15 protein-coding genes are annotated in these 18,910 nt (G+C 42.8%); 7 read left to right on the forward strand and 8 right to left on the reverse strand.

Features of this window, described 5'->3' with window-relative positions; all coding sequences use genetic code 11:
- Nucleotides 1–39 precede the first annotated feature (39 nt).
- Nucleotides 40–1,005 carry an electron transfer flavoprotein subunit alpha/FixB family protein gene (locus R7P64_RS03810; RefSeq protein WP_318070654.1) on the forward strand — a complete coding sequence of 322 codons (966 nt, stop codon included), beginning with the start codon at nt 40–42 and terminating at the stop codon, nt 1,003–1,005.
- Between the two features lie 67 nt (nt 1,006–1,072).
- Here the strand turns inward: R7P64_RS03810 and R7P64_RS03815 are convergent, their stop codons facing one another.
- The 3 genes from R7P64_RS03815 to pdhA are packed head-to-tail and all read right to left on the reverse strand — an operon-like array spanning nt 1,073 to nt 4,288.
- Nucleotides 1,073–2,221 (reverse strand): dihydrolipoamide acetyltransferase family protein, encoded by a 1,149-nt coding sequence (locus tag R7P64_RS03815; protein WP_005375831.1) that lies wholly within the window; start codon nt 2,219–2,221, stop codon nt 1,073–1,075.
- The gene (locus tag R7P64_RS03820) at nt 2,218–3,201 is read right to left on the reverse strand and encodes an alpha-ketoacid dehydrogenase subunit beta (RefSeq protein ID WP_017634235.1); all 984 of its coding nucleotides are present in this window, start codon (nt 3,199–3,201) and stop codon (nt 2,218–2,220) included. The genes R7P64_RS03815 and R7P64_RS03820 overlap by 4 nt, the downstream gene beginning before the upstream one ends.
- Entirely contained in the window at nt 3,194–4,288 is a 1,095-nt protein-coding gene (gene pdhA / locus R7P64_RS03825; protein ID WP_025998586.1) for a pyruvate dehydrogenase (acetyl-transferring) E1 component subunit alpha, read from the reverse strand. The genes R7P64_RS03820 and pdhA overlap by 8 nt, the downstream gene beginning before the upstream one ends.
- A gap of 65 nt (nt 4,289–4,353) precedes the next feature.
- Here pdhA and R7P64_RS03830 point away from each other — a divergent pair, with 65 nt between their 5' ends.
- From R7P64_RS03830 to R7P64_RS03840, 3 genes are all read left to right on the forward strand, one after another.
- Entirely contained in the window at nt 4,354–4,548 is a 195-nt protein-coding gene (locus tag R7P64_RS03830) for a hypothetical protein (RefSeq protein ID WP_127891143.1), read from the forward strand.
- Between the two features lie 396 nt (nt 4,549–4,944).
- The gene (locus R7P64_RS03835) at nt 4,945–5,265 is read left to right on the forward strand and encodes a DOPA 4,5-dioxygenase family protein (RefSeq protein ID WP_005375836.1); all 321 of its coding nucleotides are present in this window, start codon (nt 4,945–4,947) and stop codon (nt 5,263–5,265) included.
- Nucleotides 5,266–5,591: 326 nt separating this feature from the next.
- A complete protein-coding gene (locus R7P64_RS03840) occupies nt 5,592–6,218 on the forward strand; it encodes a hypothetical protein (protein WP_154203902.1) in 627 nt (208 codons plus the stop codon).
- 350 nt (nt 6,219–6,568) lie between these two features.
- Here R7P64_RS03840 and R7P64_RS03845 read toward each other — a convergent pair whose 3' ends face one another.
- The 4 genes from R7P64_RS03845 to R7P64_RS03860 form a co-directional block, all read right to left on the reverse strand.
- Nucleotides 6,569–8,350, reverse strand: a complete 1,782-nt coding sequence (locus R7P64_RS03845) for a sodium:solute symporter family transporter (RefSeq protein ID WP_031781211.1) — start codon at nt 8,348–8,350, stop codon at nt 6,569–6,571.
- Nucleotides 8,351–9,036: 686 nt separating this feature from the next.
- A complete protein-coding gene (locus R7P64_RS03850) occupies nt 9,037–9,753 on the reverse strand; it encodes a 3'-5' exonuclease (protein WP_005388533.1) in 717 nt (238 codons plus the stop codon).
- Nucleotides 9,753–11,615: a putative nucleotidyltransferase substrate binding domain-containing protein gene (locus R7P64_RS03855; protein ID WP_017634232.1), complete on the reverse strand. Its 1,863-nt coding sequence runs from the start codon at nt 11,613–11,615 to the stop codon at nt 9,753–9,755. Before R7P64_RS03855 ends, R7P64_RS03850 begins: the two co-directional genes overlap by 1 nt.
- A 142-nt stretch (nt 11,616–11,757) precedes the next feature.
- Nucleotides 11,758–12,477: a FadR/GntR family transcriptional regulator gene (locus R7P64_RS03860; RefSeq protein WP_005388529.1), complete on the reverse strand. Its 720-nt coding sequence runs from the start codon at nt 12,475–12,477 to the stop codon at nt 11,758–11,760.
- A 560-nt stretch (nt 12,478–13,037) separates the two neighbouring features.
- Here R7P64_RS03860 and R7P64_RS03865 point away from each other — a divergent pair.
- The 3 genes from R7P64_RS03865 (at nt 13,038) to R7P64_RS03875 (ending at nt 16,474) form a co-directional block, all read left to right on the forward strand.
- Complete coding sequence (locus R7P64_RS03865; RefSeq protein ID WP_017634231.1) at nt 13,038–13,754, forward strand: FadR/GntR family transcriptional regulator; 717 nt, start codon at nt 13,038–13,040, stop codon at nt 13,752–13,754.
- A gap of 189 nt (nt 13,755–13,943) precedes the next feature.
- On the forward strand, nt 13,944–15,233 hold the full coding sequence (locus tag R7P64_RS03870; RefSeq protein ID WP_411912774.1) for an MATE family efflux transporter: 1,290 nt from the start codon (nt 13,944–13,946) through the stop codon (nt 15,231–15,233).
- A 197-nt stretch (nt 15,234–15,430) separates the two neighbouring features.
- Nucleotides 15,431–16,474, forward strand: a complete 1,044-nt coding sequence (locus R7P64_RS03875; protein ID WP_054578992.1) for a polysaccharide lyase family 7 protein — start codon at nt 15,431–15,433, stop codon at nt 16,472–16,474.
- A 227-nt stretch (nt 16,475–16,701) separates the two neighbouring features.
- Here the strand turns inward: R7P64_RS03875 and R7P64_RS03880 are convergent, their stop codons facing one another.
- A complete protein-coding gene (locus R7P64_RS03880) occupies nt 16,702–18,447 on the reverse strand; it encodes a hypothetical protein (protein WP_033906977.1) in 1,746 nt (581 codons plus the stop codon).
- Nucleotides 18,448–18,910 lie beyond the last annotated feature (463 nt).

Below are 18,910 nucleotides of genomic sequence, written 5' to 3' on the forward strand. Positions count from 1 at the left end.
CTCAAGTAATGGATCTGACGTGTTATATGAGGCATGACCATGGAAGACCGACCATTAGCAACACTTGTGCTCGCAGAGCATGACAACCAATCGTTGGCTGTAGGGACGCTGTGTGCAATTAAAGCGGCATTTGAGATTAAGGATGATGATAAATCGCTTCCTGTTTCTGTGTTGCTTATTGGATATCAGTGCCAATCAGTTTTGGATGAGTTGAATTGCGTTCAGGGTGTTGCAGAAATTATCTGGGTTGATGCGAAGGGATATAAACATGGATTAGCGGAAAATATCGCACCTTTGATCTCACAAGTAGCCAAAAACTACTCACACATTCTTTCTCCTGCCAGTACATTTGGTAAGAATGTGATGCCTCGTGTGGCGGCGTTGCTTAATGTTGGTCAACTTTCTGACGTGATGACAATCGAGTCTATCGATACGGTGATTCGTCCAATTTATGCTGGAAATGCATTGGCGAGAGTCACGTCGAATGACCCCTATAAAGTGATGACCATAAGAAGTACGGCTTTTGATGTCGCAGAGCTATCTGACACGCCAGTTGTCCCTAAGCTTACTCAAGTCGACACGGTGATTATCAATAAACTTAGTGAGTTTGTTTCGCAACAAACGCCAGAAAGTGAGCGACCAGAATTGCCAGCGGCTAGAGTAGTGGTGTCGGGGGGGCGTGCATTCGGGAGTAAAGAGAAGTTTGTTTTAGTAGAACAATTGGCTGACAAGCTAGGTGGAGCGGTAGGGGCGTCACGAGCGGCGGTCGATGCGGGCTATGTGTCTAATGACCATCAAGTCGGGCAAACCGGCAAAATTGTTGCACCGGAGTTATACATTGCCGTCGGAATTTCTGGAGCGATCCAGCATTTGGCGGGAATGAAAGATTCCAAGGTGATTGTTGCAATTAATAGCGATCCTGATGCGCCTATTTTTGACATTGCAGATTATGGATTGGTCGGCGATTTGTTTGTGGTAATGCCTGAGCTGTTAGAGAAGCTGTAGATATAGTCTTGTTCCCTAAAACAAAAGGCTTCCAAATTGGAAGCCTTTATCATTTGATTTTAATAAGTTACTTTTCGCTCGGACGTTGCAGGTGCTCTGCAAGTACTTTCGTAAACCTTGCAGCTTCACCACCAGTACAAGCGCGATGATCAAACGTTACGGATAGCGGCATTGCTTTCACCGAAATTGCTTGACCATTTCTTATCACAACTCGGTCGAGTATTCGGCCCGCGCCGACAATAGCGACTTGTGGCGGTGTGACGACAGGTGTTGCGTAAATACCGGCAATCGCGCCGAAGTTGGAAAGCGTAATCGTCGCGTGCTGCAATTGCTCACGACCGATTTTTCTCTCTCTGATCCCTTCAACGGTTTGATCGAGCCAACGACGAACATCTTGTGGCTCGTATTCATCTGCGTGGCGCAAGACTGGTACGTACAATCCATGACGGCTATCTACTGCAATTCCTACATTGACCGTTGTGTGTACACAGCGTGTCATGGTTTCGGCATCAAACCAAGCGTTTAAAGCAGGCTCTTCTTGACACGCATGAACAATCGCTTGAACAAGGCGGATACTGATATCTTCGTTTGGCAGCCAATCTTCCAACAACGCTTCTTCCGTAATAGTTACGGCAGCAACATGTTCGTGCGATTCGGTCATAGACGATACCATGGTACGTCGAGCACCTTTCAAAACTTCGGTGCCTGGACGCTGTTTTCCGGCTTCGTCGTAAATATCGGCATCAACGATAAGTCCGTTCGGGCCACTACCTGACACGAGGTTAAGATCTACCCCAAGTTTTTGTGCCAACAAGCGAGCCGAAGGCAGGGCGGTAACGAGGTTACTTTCTGTCGTGTTGTGGTTGCCACCAATCCAGAAATCATCAACGTTAACATGATGCGCTTGGTGAGAAACGCTACCGACGACGGTTGCGGCGTCAGCAGTGGCTTTTTTCTCTGCCGTTACTTCTCTCCCGGCACCTGTTTCATCAATCTCTAGCAGTAATGCACCAATATTGACGATTTCACCTTCCTCACCATGACGGCTGACCACACGGCCCGAATAAGGGGCAGGGACGTCTACCGTCGCTTTTGCTGTCTCTACGGTTAAGATCACTTGATCTAATTTAACCATGTCTCCGACATTAACGTGCCATTTCACAATTTCTGACTCAGCGAGACCTTCACCGAGATCGGGTAAATTAAACGTCTTCATTTCCAATCCTCCACGAGTTCGCGCGCCGCGGTCACAATGTCTTCTTCCTGAACCATGAAATAATCTTCGTTACGGTAATAAGGCATAATGGTGTCCATTCCAGTTACTCGTTTAGGTGGGGCTTTAAGTAAGCACATGGCGTGTTCAGCGGTTCGAGCTAATAGCTCAGAGCCCACACCACAAGTTTTACTCGCTTCATGAACAACGAGTAAACGTCCAGTTTTTTCTAGTGAGCTGAAAATCGTCGCGGTATCAATTGGCTTAATACTCGCCAAATCAATCACCTCGACTTCAATTCCCTGACTAGACAAGGTTTGCGCGGCCTGAAGTGACTCTACGACGCATGCGCCCCAAGTAACGAGCGTGATATCTCGCCCCTTACGTAAGGTGAAGCAGGTGTCGAGTGGGAGTGCTTCGCCGTTATCAACGACTTCAGATTTAACGGTGCGATATATGCGCTTCGGTTCGAAGAACATGACGGGATCATTGCTTCTAATTGCGGCGAGAAGTAAGCCGTATGCGCGTTGTGGTGAAGAAGGAATCACCACTTTAAATCCAGCAGTGTGAGCAAATAGCGCTTCCACGCTTTCTGAGTGGTGTTCCGGAGCGTGGATACCGCCGCCAAATGGCGCACGAAAAACCGCGGGACAAGTGAGCCGACCGCGAGTTCTGTTACGCATTCGAGCCGCGTGGCACATTAAGTGCTCCATCGCAGGAAAAACGAAACCTTGAAACTGAAATTCGGCGACAGGTCGTAATCCTTGCGTTGCCATACCGACCGCAACCCCGCCGATTAAGGCTTCAGCGAGGGGCGTATCGATTACTCGTTTAAGACCAAACTCTTGCTTGAGTCCAACAGTGGCACGAAATACACCACCATTATCGCCCACGTCTTCACCTAATACGACAACATTGGGGTCTTGTTGCATTTCGTGGTGCAGGGCAAGGTTTACTGCTTCAACCAACGTTAGCTCAGCCATGTCTGCCTCCCTGCATTCTCATTGCCTTGTTGATGAGTTCATCTCTTTGTGCATGAAGCTCTTGAGGTAGCGATTCATACAAATAATCGAAACCGGTTTCTGGTGCTTGTGGCGGTAAGCTCAGATAGCGTTCAACAGCTAACTCTACTTGCTCTTTACAGTAATCTAGCCATTGCTGTTCTTGTTCGTCGCTCCAAGCGCCTTGATTAAGGAGGTACGTTTTAAGACGTGCGATAGGTTCGTATTGCCATGCAGTTTGAACATCATCTTCTTTACGATAACGAGTCGCATCATCGGCCGTAGTGTGGTCACTCAGTCGGTAACTCACCGCTTCGATGAGTGTTGCACCTTTCCCTTTTCTTGCTCTCTCAAGGGCGGTTTTAGTTGCATCATAAACGGCGACGACATCGTTACCATCGACAGTAATACCCGGTATACCTGCACCTTGCGCTTTTTCTGATAAGAAATCGGCGGCACATTGGAGACTACGCGGCACTGAAATTGCCCACTGGTTATTGTTTACGACGAAAACAAGTGGAATATTCCAAGTACCTGCGCAGTTTATTGACTCAAGAAAGTCCCCTTTGGATGTACCACCATCGCCGCACATGACTAGCGCAGCTTCATGGTTACCTTGAATTTTTAGTGCGGAAGCCACCCCGACAGCATGCGTACATTGCGTCGCTATGGGTACACAGTAGGGAAGGTCTCGGCTAGGAACCGGACTGCCTTCAGGAGCAAAATCACTCCCGCGCTCATCGCCACCCCAGTATTGAAGGTTCTTTTCCATGCCAATGCCACGACACCACATCGCAGGCATATCGCGGTAGTAAGGAACAAACACATCATCGGCTTTAAGTGCTCTGCCGACCGCAATGCCTATGGCTTCCGCGCCTAAGTGTGAGGGATAGGTCCCTAGCTTACCGGTGCGTTGCAAGGCAACTGCTTTGTTGTCGTAAGTGCGAGTTAATACCATATCTCGGTAAAACCCGACCAATGTTTCAGTGTCAGCCCAGTTGGGTAGTTGGCCGACTAGGTCCCCACGATGGTCGATAAACCGATGCATGGGTAATGCCTGAACGTTCATCTCAAGCTCCTTTTGACGCTGCGGGTCTTTTGGACTGCAGCTGTTCATACAAAACCAGAGTTTGTATGGGTACTCAAACTCTGATATCAGCGCAAAGGCCATACCTAAGGTTGCGTGTGCTTTCGATAGCGGTAGGCATCTGTTCGTCCCTTAAACTATTTGTCGATAACATCGCTGCGACTATTTCACCGCAAGATACAGAGAAAGGCTTTTCTGTATCTAACCCTCTAACTAAATCGTGGTATAGCCAGATACAATAAGTGTAAACAAATTGTTAAATTATGCTTCATTTTGACTTTCGCTCAGTAGTAAAGTTTTGCTTACACCCTGATTTTGCAGAGTAATATGCTGCTATTTTGTTGGTGGTATTTTTAAACTCGAATTTAATTACTGGCTAATGAAACATATTTGCAACAAAATTTGGCTGTAAAATTTGACAAAGTGAGTCATTATTAATGAATCAACTCAAACAGTTGCTATATGATGAATTGCAAATTTTTGTTGTGCTCGAAGCCTCGACCTTATGAGAATGCATAACTTCTTCCCAACTGAGTGGAATCAAGGTAGGGTGACGGCATTACAAATGTATACCCTCGGCAGTCCTTGAGCTTATCCAAAGTAGGTGGTGCTCAAGCGGAAGTGATTATGGAGAAGTTATGTACCACGCTCATGTTTATTTTCCCCTAAGAGAACAAGATAAAGCGCAAGCCTTGAACGAGATCATCCGTCAAGAGCGTCAAGATGTGCTGCGTGTGTTTCCATTAGTTGGAAGGTTAGTTGGCCCACACAAGATGCCGATGTTTGAAATTCACCTAGAATCATTGAGTGAAGAGTTCTTGGCGTGGCTTGATACGATTCGAGGCGATTTTTCTGTGCTTATTCACCCAGTAAGCGAAGAAGAGTTGCTCGATCACACAGAACGCGCGATTTGGTTGGGCAGAGAGATTGGTGTATTTGAAGAAAAGTTAGAGAAATAGTTGCTCTTCTCGCCCATGCATGACCGCTTTGAATCCTTCTCTTCTCATTGCGGTCGCAGCTTCTGCTTAACGCCTCATCTTCATTGATGGGTGCGGAATCCCTCTCTTACGCTTTGCTGTAGTTATTTTTGTGCTAAACCTAAAAGTAGGCTTTCGAACTTCACGCACAAAGCGTGAAAATGTTGCTGTTTAGCATGCCATTAAATGAATTTTGGTGGTAATAAAATAATAAGTCTTTGATAAATCAAATAGGTATAGCAGGGAAGTGCAGTTTACGACCCCAACGCCATTGGCAGTGGCGCCGATAATTTATGAGGGGGAAGGGTATGTTTTCAATACTCTTGGTTATACTTGCACTCTATATATTTTGGCTGTTGTTTCGCAACGGGCCTGCGTTTGCCGGGCGTACCGCTCAAAAAAAACGTGACTGGGTTGGGCCTACCGCCAACAAAGAAGAGTGGCGAGGATTTTGTACGGATGTATTTCAGCCGTTCAGTTCTCAAACGACTTTCTACGCCATTGCTTATTTTGCCAATTACGTAGCAGCAGCGAACGCAATATCTTGGTCAACGATATACGAAGGCGATTATCCGGTCATCATAAGCCGATTTGGTAGCTACTTCATTTTAAGCACGCATGATGCACTGGTCGTAGCTGGGTTTATTGCGCTTGCTTTCTTTATCATTAATTGGCAACTTGCCATGCGCTGCTCTGGTATTCTTAGCCAGTATCTAGTGCGGATTCTTATTATTAATCAAAAGCGCTTTGTCGCGATTAGCTTGGTGTTTTGCAGCTACTTTTCGTACCTACTGACGCTTGGTATATTCTGGCTGTTCCATGATGGGTATTCAATCTGGCATGGATTAATGCTTAGCCCCGTGTTCCTGTTGTTAGCTTTATTGGTAGCGGTTGTTGTGCCATCTGCAAAAAGAGAAAATAGTGTACCTAAGTAATCCCGAGATGGTTTGTTCAGCGGGAATAGTTTGGCTTGTAGACTAGGTGGTGATGTAAAGGACTAGCGAGTCTAAATCACGAAGCGGTAACAAAGTATACGAGCCGAGATCTTTACTTCATCAGATATTTGGATGGCTTTGGGGCGTTTACTTAAGCAAGGTAGGCTGCACTTTTAACTCGATCAGATTATCACGTTCTGGTTTAGCCTTATCGAATGACAAAATAAAGCTGCAATTCGATAACCCTAGACAAGATGATATGTCTTCGTAAAAGGGTGAAGTGTTCGTACTGGGAACTTAGAATTAAAAAACGCGGCCAAAGAATAGCCGCGTTTATTAGAATAAGAGATTTAACTTTCTGTCACAGGTTCAGAGGCTTGTTCAGCGCTTGAATCCACAGCTTTTACAAGTAGTAGACCAACACCTCCGACGATGGCACCACATAGAATAAACACTAAGCGCCCCCATACTGGGTTAGGTAGCAGAGCCATAAACATGACACCTATACCTGCGACCGCGATAAGTTTACCCAGCATTTGACGTTGCTTGTTATCGAGTTTTCTCTGTGCCACTGATTCCGCTACAAGAGGCGTTGATAGGTTTTCAAAGAACTTATCGACATCTGCTTGGCGTTTGTCAGTTAGAGGCTTGTAGAATAGAGTCGACAACATGAAGAAGCCACCAGTTAGCGTCATGTGTCCGATTAGACCTATTGCTACTTTCACATCAGACCATTCTCGGCTAGTCAACTCCTCAAGGCCAAACGCCGATGACACCATATCAGCTGTGATAACAAACCCAACAAGGTAGGAAACGATGCCACCCACGACTAGAGTTCCCCAACCGGCCCAGTCTGGAGTTTTCTTGATAAAGAAGCCTAAAAACGCTGGAATTGTCATTGGGAACCCGATGAGCGCACCAACGTACATCATAGTGTCGAATAGACTCAGACCTTTTAGAGAGTTTATAAACTGCGCGATTAGAATAATTGCAACGCCAAATACCGCCGATGTTGCTTTAGAAACTGCGACTAGCTCTTTCTCTGATGCTTGGCCTTTACGAACGATTGGTTCATAAAAGTTCTTTACGAAAATACCTGAATTGCGGTTAAGACCAGAGTCCATAGAGGACATCGTAGCAGCAAACATTGCAGCGACCAGAAGTCCAACCATACCTGCTGGCATGTATTCTTGAACGAAGTATAGGTACGCGAAGTCGCCTGCTTTGTTACCAGCATCTGGATAAGCTGCCGCTAAATCAACACCTTGGCCTGCAATATACCAAGAAGGCATGAACCAAATGAAAACTCCACCCAACATCAATACACATGCTAGCAAAGCTGCTTTTTTTGCATTTTTAGAGTCTTTTGCAGCTAGGTAACGGTAAGAGTTCAACATATTGTTTGTAATAGAGAACTGCTTAACGAAGATAAAGAACGCCCAAATACTAAAGATGCTTAAGTAGTTCAGGTTGTTACCTGCAACAAAGCTGCCACTTTCTGCGACTGGGAAGTTAGAGATAATTTCAGTAACTCCACCACCTTGAACAATAGCAACGGCTGCACATGTGATCGTTACCGCCATGATGATGACCATTTGCATGAAATCGGAGGCGATAACCGCCCAAGAGCCGCCAGTTACCGACATCGCAAGTACAACTAAACCGGTAATCCAGATGGTTGCTGTCATATCAAAACCAAAAATACCTGAAGCTATAATAGCGAGGGCGTTAAGCCATACACCTGCAGAGACAACACTGTTTGGCATCGAAGACCAAGTAAATACTTGTTCGTTTGTTGTACCAAAACGCATACGAATGGCTTCTATGACAGTTACGACGCGTAACTGACGAAATTTCGGTGCAAAGTAAGCGAAGTTCATGAAGTAACCAAACGCGTTTGCAAGGAAAATAATAGCGACAGCAAAACCGTCATTGTAGGCTTTACCAGCGGCGCCAGTAAATGTCCAAGCAGAGAATTGAGTCATAAACGCCGTTGCTCCAACCATCCACCAAAGCATGTTGCCGCCACCTCGGAAGTAGTCGCTTGTAGTACTAGTAAAAGTTCTGAACATCCAACCTATTGCGATTAAGAATAGAAAATAGATGCCCACAATGAGAGTATTGAGTTCCATCTTTAGACCTTTGAAGTAGTTTATTGTCCTAAGTAATAGTAACGTTCGCTCCTCTTATTTGTAGTACAATAACTCAAAACCGTGACCAGTAAGGCGTAATAAACCCTTTAATTAATCATACAAGTGATCGGTGTCAGATATTGCTTTTCTCTGAAGCTGCTAAAAGTGTCGAGTTTAGGTATGGGTTCTATGAATATACTTATAAAGAATCTTAAGTCCTCTAATAAGAATGGACGCGGATTTATGCATATCTGGCAGAGGGATATAACATCGATTGATGTAGGATTGTTAAAAAAAAGCCCATGCAAGCCTGTACTGCATGGGCCAAACGGTACTAGTACCGCGAGCTGTCGGCTGAAGTTCGCAACAGCGGCTTTACATGATTACTAACCACTGCAGATGACGTTCGAGGGGACATCACCTGAATTCGGTTGTTTATGTAACGCTGCTAGATCTTCGACAATCATTGCGCACATGCAATGCTAAGCTCTCTAAAATGTAGTTATGATATGGAGCAACTAATCAGTTTACACTCGCTCTGATGTTGGCAAGTGACAATGGCTATTCGCTGCATTTTGCTAACGTCGCCTCCATTAATGATATTGTATTATTAATTAAGGTAAATGCTGATGATACCAAATTGTGACAGAGAACATGTTTAGCAAATAGGCCTGTGATCTGGATGATTACAGGCTAAGCCGATAAAGGGGCCCGACTGTCGCTTTTGTCTGAGGTGCGATACGGGTTTGTTGAACTAATAGTAACTCTGCAGTTGCAATTGCATCTGCAAGTGCATTATGGCCGTTGTAAGCGGGTAACCCGTAACGTTCCCTTGTCGCTGCTAGAGTCACATCTGATTCATCGGAAGCATTGATAGCTCTTTGTAACCTTTTTTCTATTCGCAAGGTGTCTATCCAAATGAGCGGCAACTCTTTTATGTTGAAAACTCGCTGTAAATATTGATTAATAAAGCTAGTTTCGACTATACATCCGTGCGCAACAATAACTTTGTTTTCTGCTGCTTTAAAGAATGTCCGCATTGCTTCATGAATAGAGATTCCATCAGTCAGCATTTGTTGGGTAATATGGTTAACAACTATGGTTTCGGGCTTAATTTTTGAGTCGCTATGTACATAAAGGTGTTGGCTTGTTGCTAAGTCAATATGGCCTTGTCGAATCTCTACCCAGCCCATGGAAAGAATGACTTCTTCCTCACTGTCTAAGCCAGTTGTTTCAAGATCTAGAACGATGAACTCAGTGTCAAAAGCTCGTTGATTTACGTCCAGATTTGGCGAGCGAAGCAGCTTTTTAAGATAAAGAGGGATGTGCTTCTTTTTACAGTGCTTTTGTCTCTGACGATTTTTTCGTGTCAATGGATGAAAGTACTCAAGTAAGCGCTTCATTATCGGCTTCCAAAACGGAGTTTGGCGACTTCTTGTAGATCTGCAATGATGCGGAACGCGTCTTTTAAATGTTGACGTTCAAAACTACCGAACGTATTGGGGTCAATGTGGTTATTTGGCTCATCTCCACTTTTTAATGCTTCTAATTGATGGGCAAATCGAAACGACAAGATGAATTGATATGCGTTGATTATATTTTTGTACGCGTCATGGCTGAGCAGTCCTTTTTCGTTAGCTGCTTTAAAACGCTCATCAGTTGCAGTGAGGTCACATTCAACTGCCAGACCATAAATCCTTGCAAGATCAATGATTAGATTAATCGCGTATTTTTTTACGTCGAGCGTTTTCTTGTTCTCTCCCGATTTTTGTAATACTAGGCTATTGAATATTCCTAGCGGTGGGTTTGTTTTCACCGCATCGTTAACTAACATCGTAAGGAATTCTCTATTAGCGTTGATGTTAGAGTGAAGCTCATCGCGAAGTATCTGTTCAAAGTCTTTGTTTCCATAAACGGTTCGGATTTCTAAAAAGACACTGATATTGAGGAGGCGCTCGTATTCAGGATTTGCCACCCATTTCTTATAGTACTTTTTCCAAACAGAGAGAGGCTGGCACCATTTAGGGGTCGCTGCCATAAACTTCCCTGGACACAATGGATAGTTACATTTATTCAGGCCATTACTTACTATCATTGCTAAATGTTTGAAGTAGATACGGTCGTTATCTGTTGCCGAATCATCTAATACGATGGCGCTATCTTGATCTGACAGCATATGTACTTCTTGGCGAGCATGAGAGCCTGCCACAATCCAAGAGAAGTCACAGGGAGGTGTTCCCAACTTATCAATGGCTATTTGTATTAACCTACGAGTGTACGCATCCATAATCATGGTCATCACTTTACCAATGATTTCTGGTGAAACCCGTCCTTCGACTAATGCTTCAAAAATAGCTTGGCGCTCGGACGTAAAACTAGACAACGCTTTGACACTGCCAGCATATTTGATCTTTTCAATTAAAAATATAGCTTGGACTCGATGGTTTTGAACCAAGTGCGTTGTGGTCAAAACGCCAACGACGTTATTGTCTCTGACTAAGGGTAAGTTTCTTATGTTGTGCTGCATCATAATGGAGGCTGCGTGCAGAACTAAATCGTCAGGATGAATTGTTTTAGGATCAGGCGACATGACTTCGACGACTGGTGTTGAGATGCTTAATCCTTTGGCGATGACTCGCTTTGTCATATCTCGGTCGGTAATCAGTCCAACTATTTTATTATCACGATAAACGACAGCGCAGGGAGAGCACTTATCGATCATCTCGTTGGCGACTGACTGAATGGATTGCTCAGCGGTTACAATTGCAACTCGACCACTAGCAACTTCCTCTACACGCCGAATAAACAACCCTTTTTCTTTGTTAGACCACACGACATCTAATGCTGACTTTAGCCGTACCTGAGCTTGTGATGCAAAATGTTCAGCACATTCAGGATGAGAAGTGCACAACTTTTTCAGCGCAGCATTTGGAATTACATAAACTAATGAATTTTCGATTGCAATTGCTTTGTATTCTTTTCCGCTTTCGACTTCGTTACCAAGAAAAGTGAAGCCAAACAAATCTTCCGGACCAAGTTTAGCTCTCAATATGCCATCAGATTTACGCTGTTCGATAGAGCCAGTTCTAATAATATAAAGTGACTTTTCGTTCTTAGAAGAATACTGATCAACAACATCCCCCTTGCTTAAATAAGTGATCTTAACAGATGAAGCAAGCTCGCGAAGTGCACCTTTAGGTACCTTGTCAAACGGATCAATCTGGCTGATAAACTGTATGATATTTGGCAGTAGCGAGTCGGTCATAACACAACATTCTCAAAATACATTTGTATTACTATATATCAAAATATTGATGGTGTGCCATAAAGAATTGGAGGAAACGAAATTAAAAAAGCACGCGAGATGCGTGCTTTTGCCTAGTTATTAGATCGCCCAAGCCCTAAGCTTAACTGGCTTCGGGTAAGCGATGTTTTGACTCCAACAAGTGGTTAGCCGAAGCTTGACGTGCTTTTTCAGCATTGCCTGCCATTATTGCTTCATAAATCTCACGATGTTCTTCGATGCACGTATTGCCTTCCTCAGATGAGTGAGCAATAAAGTTAATGAACATTGTAGTCAGAACATGCCCAAACGGTAAGAAAAAGTCGTTTCCGGTTGAGTTAAAAATAATGCTATGGAAACGAATATCTACATCCATCCAGCGCGCTTTGTCCAGTTCGTCTGCTTTAGCGACTTCCAACATATCTTGGAATGCTTCTGATAGCTGAATTCGCTGTTCCGCAGTGGCATTTTTCGCTGCGAGTGCACAAGCTTCAGGCTCTATCGCGCGTCGTAACCCCAAAAATTGATGACAGAACTGATCTATCTCTGTTAGACCGTCCATCCATTCAATTAATTGTGGGTCTAAAAAGTTCCAGTACGCTCGGTTGATGACTCGAGTACCAACTTTTGGACGTGACTCGAGTAAACCTTTTGATGTTAAAAGTTTTACGGCTTCACGCAAAGCTGTGCGACTGATACCAAACTGTTCACACAGGGACATTTCTCCTGGAAGAATGGACCCTTGAGGGATCTTGCCTGACAAAATGCTACGAGCAATTTCGCGAGCTACTTGTACATGTAAGCTGCGCTTGGAACCGGAGATAGAATGAAATTCACCAGACATAAAATCACTTATCGTTAAAATTGTATTATTTAAGCTTGGACTATATCATCCAAAGTGTAGCTCACCAAGAAGATGTTTACGTAATAACAGCTGTCTTCACAAATCCATTTTGAATCTCCGACTGCTTTATGAAGCCTTCATGATTATGATACTTAGCGTATAACAGATGAGGCCACCGATTCTTACATAATTCCTTATTTATTTGTTAGCTCAATATGTTAGTTAACTCTAGTCGTGCCTACTTATTGTACTCACTGATTTTCAATACACAGCACACAATTTGAGTAGAAGATCAGGTTTCTTGTTAAACAAAGTGATATTGTATTATTATATACTAAAGATCGGTGTGCATGATGTTACTACTCGACCATTCAATATTGAGTTTGGCCAATATACCTCGCGAGTAAAAATCATATTCATAAGATCGTTAGACTTTAGACGCTAAATAACAGTGCTTTACATTTACACAGAAAGTCTCCGCCTTCAAAGCGTGTTTCATTTGGCCTTTTCTAATTATTAGCTAAACAAGTCGTTTAGGCTGCTGGCAATGAGGAATATAGATGGCAGAGTTTTCACTTCTCGGGAATTCAAATCACAAGATACATGTACAAGTAGCAAGACAGATTTCTCGCAAAATATTGTCAGGAGAATTAAGTCAAAATGAGAAGCTCCCGAGTGAAATAGAACTGTGTAAGTTGTTTGGTGTTAGTCGGACAGCACTACGAGAGTCGACGAAGTTGCTGTCTGCTAAAGGCTTAATTATCTCTAAACCAAAAGTTGGAACTACGGTACTACCAAGAAACTATTGGCATTTTCTTGATCCTCAACTCTTAGAGTGGATCCAAGATTTAGAAGATACTAAGCCGTTTCTATCTCAGTTTTTAGGATTGCGTAAAGCCATAGAACCAGAGGCGTGTGCGCTGGCAGCCCAAAATGCCAATGCTGAGCAAAGAAAGCTGTTGTCAATTGTATTTCAAAGAATGACGATGGCAGCACGATGTCACGATTATGATGAGTGGATTGCTAACGATCATTTGTTTCATCAAACGATATTCCTTTGTACCGATAATCAATTCTACGTTCCCTTCAGCAATATACTTTCGACCATATTTAAGGTGTTTATTGACAAGTCAGTTGAAGGAGGGAGGTTCTGCCTTAATGAGCACCGTGCAATTTATGATGCAATTATGGTCGGAAACTCATTTCAAGCTCGTTTAGCCTCTCAAACGCTGTTAAATGATGAGAATCAGAGGCTTTCCGACGCCGTGAATAGTTAAGAGCTTGCGTACATTTTTATTGACTAAAAAGAGTTTTCTGTCGTTTCTTTTTGTCATGAACTTTGCCTAATGACAGAGCTCTTTAGTTTAAACGTTTAACCTCATTACAAAGGTTTACTAATGTTTTCCCAACCATACATAAAGAAAAACTTATCTCTTGCTTGGCCGCTTGCTCTTAATGCTTTGTTGATGCAATCAATGCTTATGATTGATACGCTGCTTGTTACGCCATTAGGTGAAGTTTCACTTGCTGCTATGGGGATTGCTACAACAATAGTTTCTTTTGTTTTAGGTATCCAAATGGCTCTAGCAAATGGGTCTCAATTGGTGCTTAGCCGTGCCGTAGGCTCTGGTCATTATCTATCGTTAAATAAAGGTTTCTGGGCAGCTTTAGTTATCAACGTTCTAGTCGCATCCTTATTCTGGCTGTTGATTACTGTCTTTGATGAAGCGTTAATCAGTAAGTTGACGGATAACGTTGATCTCTATGCGGAGACAAAATGCTACCTTGCAATTGCTAAGTTCATCGTCATATTCAATGCCATTACTCAGGTTATGATTGCGGTGTTCAATGCGCTTGGACGGACCAAAGTTCCATTTAAAGGCTATTTGATTGAATTGCCAGTCAACGTGGCGATGTCTTATGTTCTGATTCACGGCCTGACTAATTTTGAAGGTATTGGCGTTCAAGGCGCCGCGGCGGGTAGTTTGGTTGCTATTAGTATTCGGCTGTTATATTTAACCATGTGCATTAAGCTTGATGATTCTATCATCTTGTCTATTAAGAAGCTTGATGCGTCATTGAAAAGCAATATACATAAGCATTTTAAAGAGATTTTCCCCGTCGCGGCGAACGTCACAATGTTACAAACTGGCGCAACGATATACATGTTGCTGTACTCGCAACTGACCTTAAATGCTTATGTCGCTATGACTATCGTGATGCCTTGGATCAAAGCGGGTACTCAGTTCATTACTGCTTGGGCGCATTCATCGGCAATCACGATTAGCCAAGCAATTGGATCAAGAAAAATGGATGAGCTGCGTAACAATGTCGATATTAGTATTGATATGGCCGTGATGATCTCGTTCGTTTCAGCATTTTTCTTTTTTGCACTTAGTTTCGTTCTTCCTGATTTGTATCCCGACTTAGACCCGAGTACTTACAAAGCGTTATCCGCGATTGCTCCACTTTACATACTGCTACCGATAGTACGTGGCCATAACACCGTTCATGGTCATATTTTGAGAGCGTTAGGTAAAACAACGGAGGTGTTTAAGATTAACTTTACCGGTCAGTGGGTAATCTCAATACCGTTATGTGCTTTGATGATTTTATACTTGGACCTTTCAGTGTTTTGGGTGTTTGCAATCATGCCGTTTGAAGAAATTGTTAAGGCATGGCCATTTAGGCATTTAGCACGTAAGTCTCTGAAAGATTTCGATATTAATAAGGCAGACAAGCTAATGTACGATTGATTCTATGACTATTGGATTAGGTCGAAAATATTCGTAGATGCTATGGACTAAAGAGGAGTATGTCTAGCTTATCATTTTGGGGTTTATCGAGTTTATAAATTGTGATCAATAGAGCACATCATAACTTCTTTCCTCGAATCATTCCGTTGCAAACCTTATTATATGTATGACAATATTACATTTAATAAGGTTTGAACATGAAACTCAATCTACTCGTAGCCGCAATGGCTGTTACCTTACCAACTCTTGCTATCGCTTCTGATTTAAATAATGGCGTTGATTATCCAGTCCCTGCCGATAAATTTGATATGCGAAACTGGAAGATCACTATTCCTTCCGATATCAATGAAGACGGAAAAGTGGACGAAATCGAGGGTGTGGCGATGCTGAGTTATTCACACAAAGACTTCTTCTTCTTGAACGAAGAAGGCAACTTGGTGTTTGAAGTGCAGAATAAAGCGGTAACGACAAAAAACTCGAAGAATGCTCGCTCTGAACTACGTGAAATGCCTCGTGGCGCTGACTTTTCTATTCAAACCGATGATTTAGCAAACCATTGGGCTTTATCGAGCCACCCTCAGGCTGCTAAACACAGTCGCGTAGGTGGAACGTTGGAAGCGACCTTGAAAGTGAACCATGTTTCTGAACACGCCAAATTTCCAGAAAAAGGGCCTGCTCATTCTGTTGTTGTCGGTCAAATCCACGCGAAAAAAATTGATGCAAGAATAAAAGAGGGTAAAGGTTATGGACATGGAAATGAACCTATTAAAATCTTCTATAAAAAATTCCCAGAACACAAAATGGGCTCTGTATTTTGGAACTACGAGCGTAACCTAGCGAAGGAAGATCCAAATCGTATTGATATTGCATATCCAGTATGGGGAAATACTTGGGATAACCTTGAAGAACCAGGCCAAGCAGGTATCGCTCTTGGTGAAGAGTTCAGCTACAAGATAGAAGTTCAAGGAACTATGATGAACTTGACGTTTGAAACAGAACGCCACGAGACAGTGACTTATTCCATAGATCTCAGTAAGGGGATTGATAGTAAGGACTTTGAGCATGGCTACGCAGAAGACATGTTCTATTTTAAAGCAGGAGCTTATGGTCAATGTAGCGTCAGTGAGTCTCACCCTGTGTGGGGTACAGGATGTGCGGGCACCGGTGATTTTTCAGTCGACAAGAAAAACGGTGACTATAACAGCGTGACATTTTCTAAGCTCAAGCTAAATCAAAATTGAAACTAATAGAAAACTAAGAGCTACTCGATTTCTACTTAAGCCTCATCGATTTGATGAGGCTTTTGTTTTCAGTGGAATTCTTTAAAAGGTAAGAAACAAGATAGAGCAAGCAATCACTGGGACTGGCTTGAATTTAGAGTATTGTGTTGAATTTTGTTCTTCTTAAGAGGTAAAAAATAAAGCCAGGCTCGAAAGCCTGGCCTAGTATCAAGTGCTACAAAATAACACTAGAGTTGCTTTGAATCGATGTTATCGAAATATGCTTTTGTTGAAGCACCACTTGTGTCCCCTACGTAAATAGTTAGCTGTGATGGTGTATTCGTTGCGTCTAAGCCTGTTTCGGACTGGCTTGGCGCATCAACCGTTTTTCCATTAATAGAAACGTTAATCTCATCACCATCCCAAGCTAGGGACATTGAGTTCCAAGCGTCAGTCGTAATAGTGCCTATTTCTACGTCATCTGATCCTGCTTCGGCTTCAACTTTACCACTGCCCGAAATTCTCAATTCGTAGTAACGATCTGAGTTGTTTTTACCTGAGCCAACATTAATGTATGTAGTTTTTTCGTTGTCTGACGGAATGTAAACATCGAATGACACGCTACCGTTTGATGTTGCTCCGTTTGAAAACTCGCGCGTAACGTATGGTTTGTTGGTCGTATCTGTGTCGGATATTAGCAGAGAGTTAGCGCCGCTCTTTGATACGTCATCACTTACTACAGCCACGGACGTCAAGGTGGAGGAGTCATCAGCAACCGTATTGTATTCTTTCCAACTAGAGTTTGCTGAACTGATATTTGTTCCTACTGGGTATGAGTCAAAGTTTTCACTCACGTCTTCTGACGGTTTATCAGGATTAGAACTTCCGTCTGAAATGACAACCGCTTCGCTTGATGCACTGTTGTAAATTGTCGCGAGGTCTAAGCCTGGAATGTAGTTGTCAAAATCCTCTTCTAGAACCAACACTTCAGAGCCCGAATCACTAGAGTAAATCTTCAAGTTGTCTGCATTTAATTCAAAGTTTGTAGTGTTGCCATTATCACCTAGTCTCAGTGATACATAGGTTACAGCGGTGCCATCAGCGACAGGTAACATTTCACCTATTTGTTTACCGTTAACCGAAAAAGAGAAGAAGTTTTCTATCCAACTGACTTCTATCGCGAGGTTTTCACCTAACTCAAACGTGTCGCCTGTTTCCGTCAAGTTTCCACTTGCATCGCGGTATTTGATTTTGCCGTTTTCAAATGCCACTTCGCCATGCAAGTTGGAATTCGAGGTTTTTGCTGCATAAAATGAGATGTAAGCATTGTCACCAGAACCGTCGGCTTCCTGTTCTGTTTCTTCATGATGCTGGTAAGTTAGATCTACAGTTAGTCGGCCTGTTGAAATTTCTGAAACACTCGTTGAATCAGACAGCTTGATTCGTAACTCACCGGTGTCTTCTTCTGTTCCACCTTTATTGGTATCCAAAATTTGTACGACGTTGTTATCGCCAGCGTCATTATTTGCCGCTGCAACTGCATCTTTCACCGCATCGTTTTCTGATTCATCGTTACCGGTGAAGTTTCCGTCATTTGTTCCTGAGATGGTTAACATGCCGTTTGAAACTTCATAAGTCCCTGTTAACTCGGTAGGGTTACCTAGATCGCTCTCGTCATAAAGGTTGAATGTAAGCGTCTCTGTATCTTTATCTTCGGTATAAGTTGAAGTGTAGATTGTGTAAGTACCGAAGTTATCATCATCGTTATAATACTTTTGCGTACCGTCTTCAAAGACATAGACGTTTGGCAGGTCGTGCTCATCATCGGATTTCGCCACAGTGGCTGGTGTTGAAATATCCCACATACCTTGGCTCAACTCAGACTCAGTTTCTGTTGGTGGGGGAGCCGATGGTGCATCCCTTAAATCAGTGTTACATCCGGTTAACAAACCTGTGGAAATAGCAATTGCTGCTGCAATTTTTGTTACTTGCATGGTAGGTACTCACTTCTATGTGTTTTTATTTATGTAATATTGTTAGACAAATAATTTCTGTCATCTAGATGGTTTTATCAATAGAATGATCCGACTCACACTAGATACAATGATTGCTCACTGAAGTGATGAATAAGTCACACAAAATAGTTGAATATCAACATCAATAAGAGCTGAACCTTTATGAGGTTGACAGCTTTCTTTATAGAGGAACAGCAAAAACTAAAGGTGATTTAGCAAGGGAATTTTGATTTCATGTCAAGATTTTTGACTTTAAGCTATTGAATTTATTGTTTTTTATGTTTTTTTAATCTTCTTCTTTATCATATGAAACGAGTTAAAACATTTCTCTGTAAGTGATGTCTACAAAGGTCGTTTTAGAATCAGACATAGCTAACACTTTTGAATATATAATAATACAAATTGTCAGTTGAGGGGCACTTACATGATTAATATCACAGAA

This window comes from Vibrio sp. 2304 (assembly GCF_033339475.1).
Lineage (GTDB): Bacteria > Pseudomonadota > Gammaproteobacteria > Enterobacterales > Vibrionaceae > Vibrio > Vibrio alginolyticus.

Bases quoted from the DNA above. Each gene is read 5' to 3' on its own strand.
- R7P64_RS03815 (WP_005375831.1), bottom strand. From the start codon at position 2,221: ATGAAGACGTTTAATTTACCCGATCTCGGTGAAGGTCTCGCTGAGTCA.
- R7P64_RS03820 (WP_017634235.1), bottom strand. From the start codon at position 3,201: ATGGCTGAGCTAACGTTGGTTGAAGCAGTAAACCTTGCCCTGCACCAC.
- R7P64_RS03810 (WP_318070654.1), top strand. From the start codon at position 40: ATGGAAGACCGACCATTAGCAACACTTGTGCTCGCAGAGCATGACAAC.
- R7P64_RS03855 (WP_017634232.1), bottom strand. From the start codon at position 11,615: ATGACCGACTCGCTACTGCCAAATATCATACAGTTTATCAGCCAGATT.
- R7P64_RS03840 (WP_154203902.1), top strand. From the start codon at position 5,592: ATGTTTTCAATACTCTTGGTTATACTTGCACTCTATATATTTTGGCTG.
- R7P64_RS03845 (WP_031781211.1), bottom strand. From the start codon at position 8,350: ATGGAACTCAATACTCTCATTGTGGGCATCTATTTTCTATTCTTAATC.
- R7P64_RS03830 (WP_127891143.1), top strand. From the start codon at position 4,354: ATGGGTACTCAAACTCTGATATCAGCGCAAAGGCCATACCTAAGGTTG.
- R7P64_RS03860 (WP_005388529.1), bottom strand. From the start codon at position 12,477: ATGTCTGGTGAATTTCATTCTATCTCCGGTTCCAAGCGCAGCTTACAT.
- R7P64_RS03875 (WP_054578992.1), top strand. From the start codon at position 15,431: ATGAAACTCAATCTACTCGTAGCCGCAATGGCTGTTACCTTACCAACT.
- R7P64_RS03870 (WP_411912774.1), top strand. From the start codon at position 13,944: ATGCAATCAATGCTTATGATTGATACGCTGCTTGTTACGCCATTAGGT.
- R7P64_RS03850 (WP_005388533.1), bottom strand. From the start codon at position 9,753: ATGAAGCGCTTACTTGAGTACTTTCATCCATTGACACGAAAAAATCGT.
- R7P64_RS03835 (WP_005375836.1), top strand. From the start codon at position 4,945: ATGTACCACGCTCATGTTTATTTTCCCCTAAGAGAACAAGATAAAGCG.
- pdhA (WP_025998586.1), bottom strand. From the start codon at position 4,288: ATGAACGTTCAGGCATTACCCATGCATCGGTTTATCGACCATCGTGGG.
- R7P64_RS03880 (WP_033906977.1), bottom strand. From the start codon at position 18,447: ATGCAAGTAACAAAAATTGCAGCAGCAATTGCTATTTCCACAGGTTTG.
- R7P64_RS03865 (WP_017634231.1), top strand. From the start codon at position 13,038: ATGGCAGAGTTTTCACTTCTCGGGAATTCAAATCACAAGATACATGTA.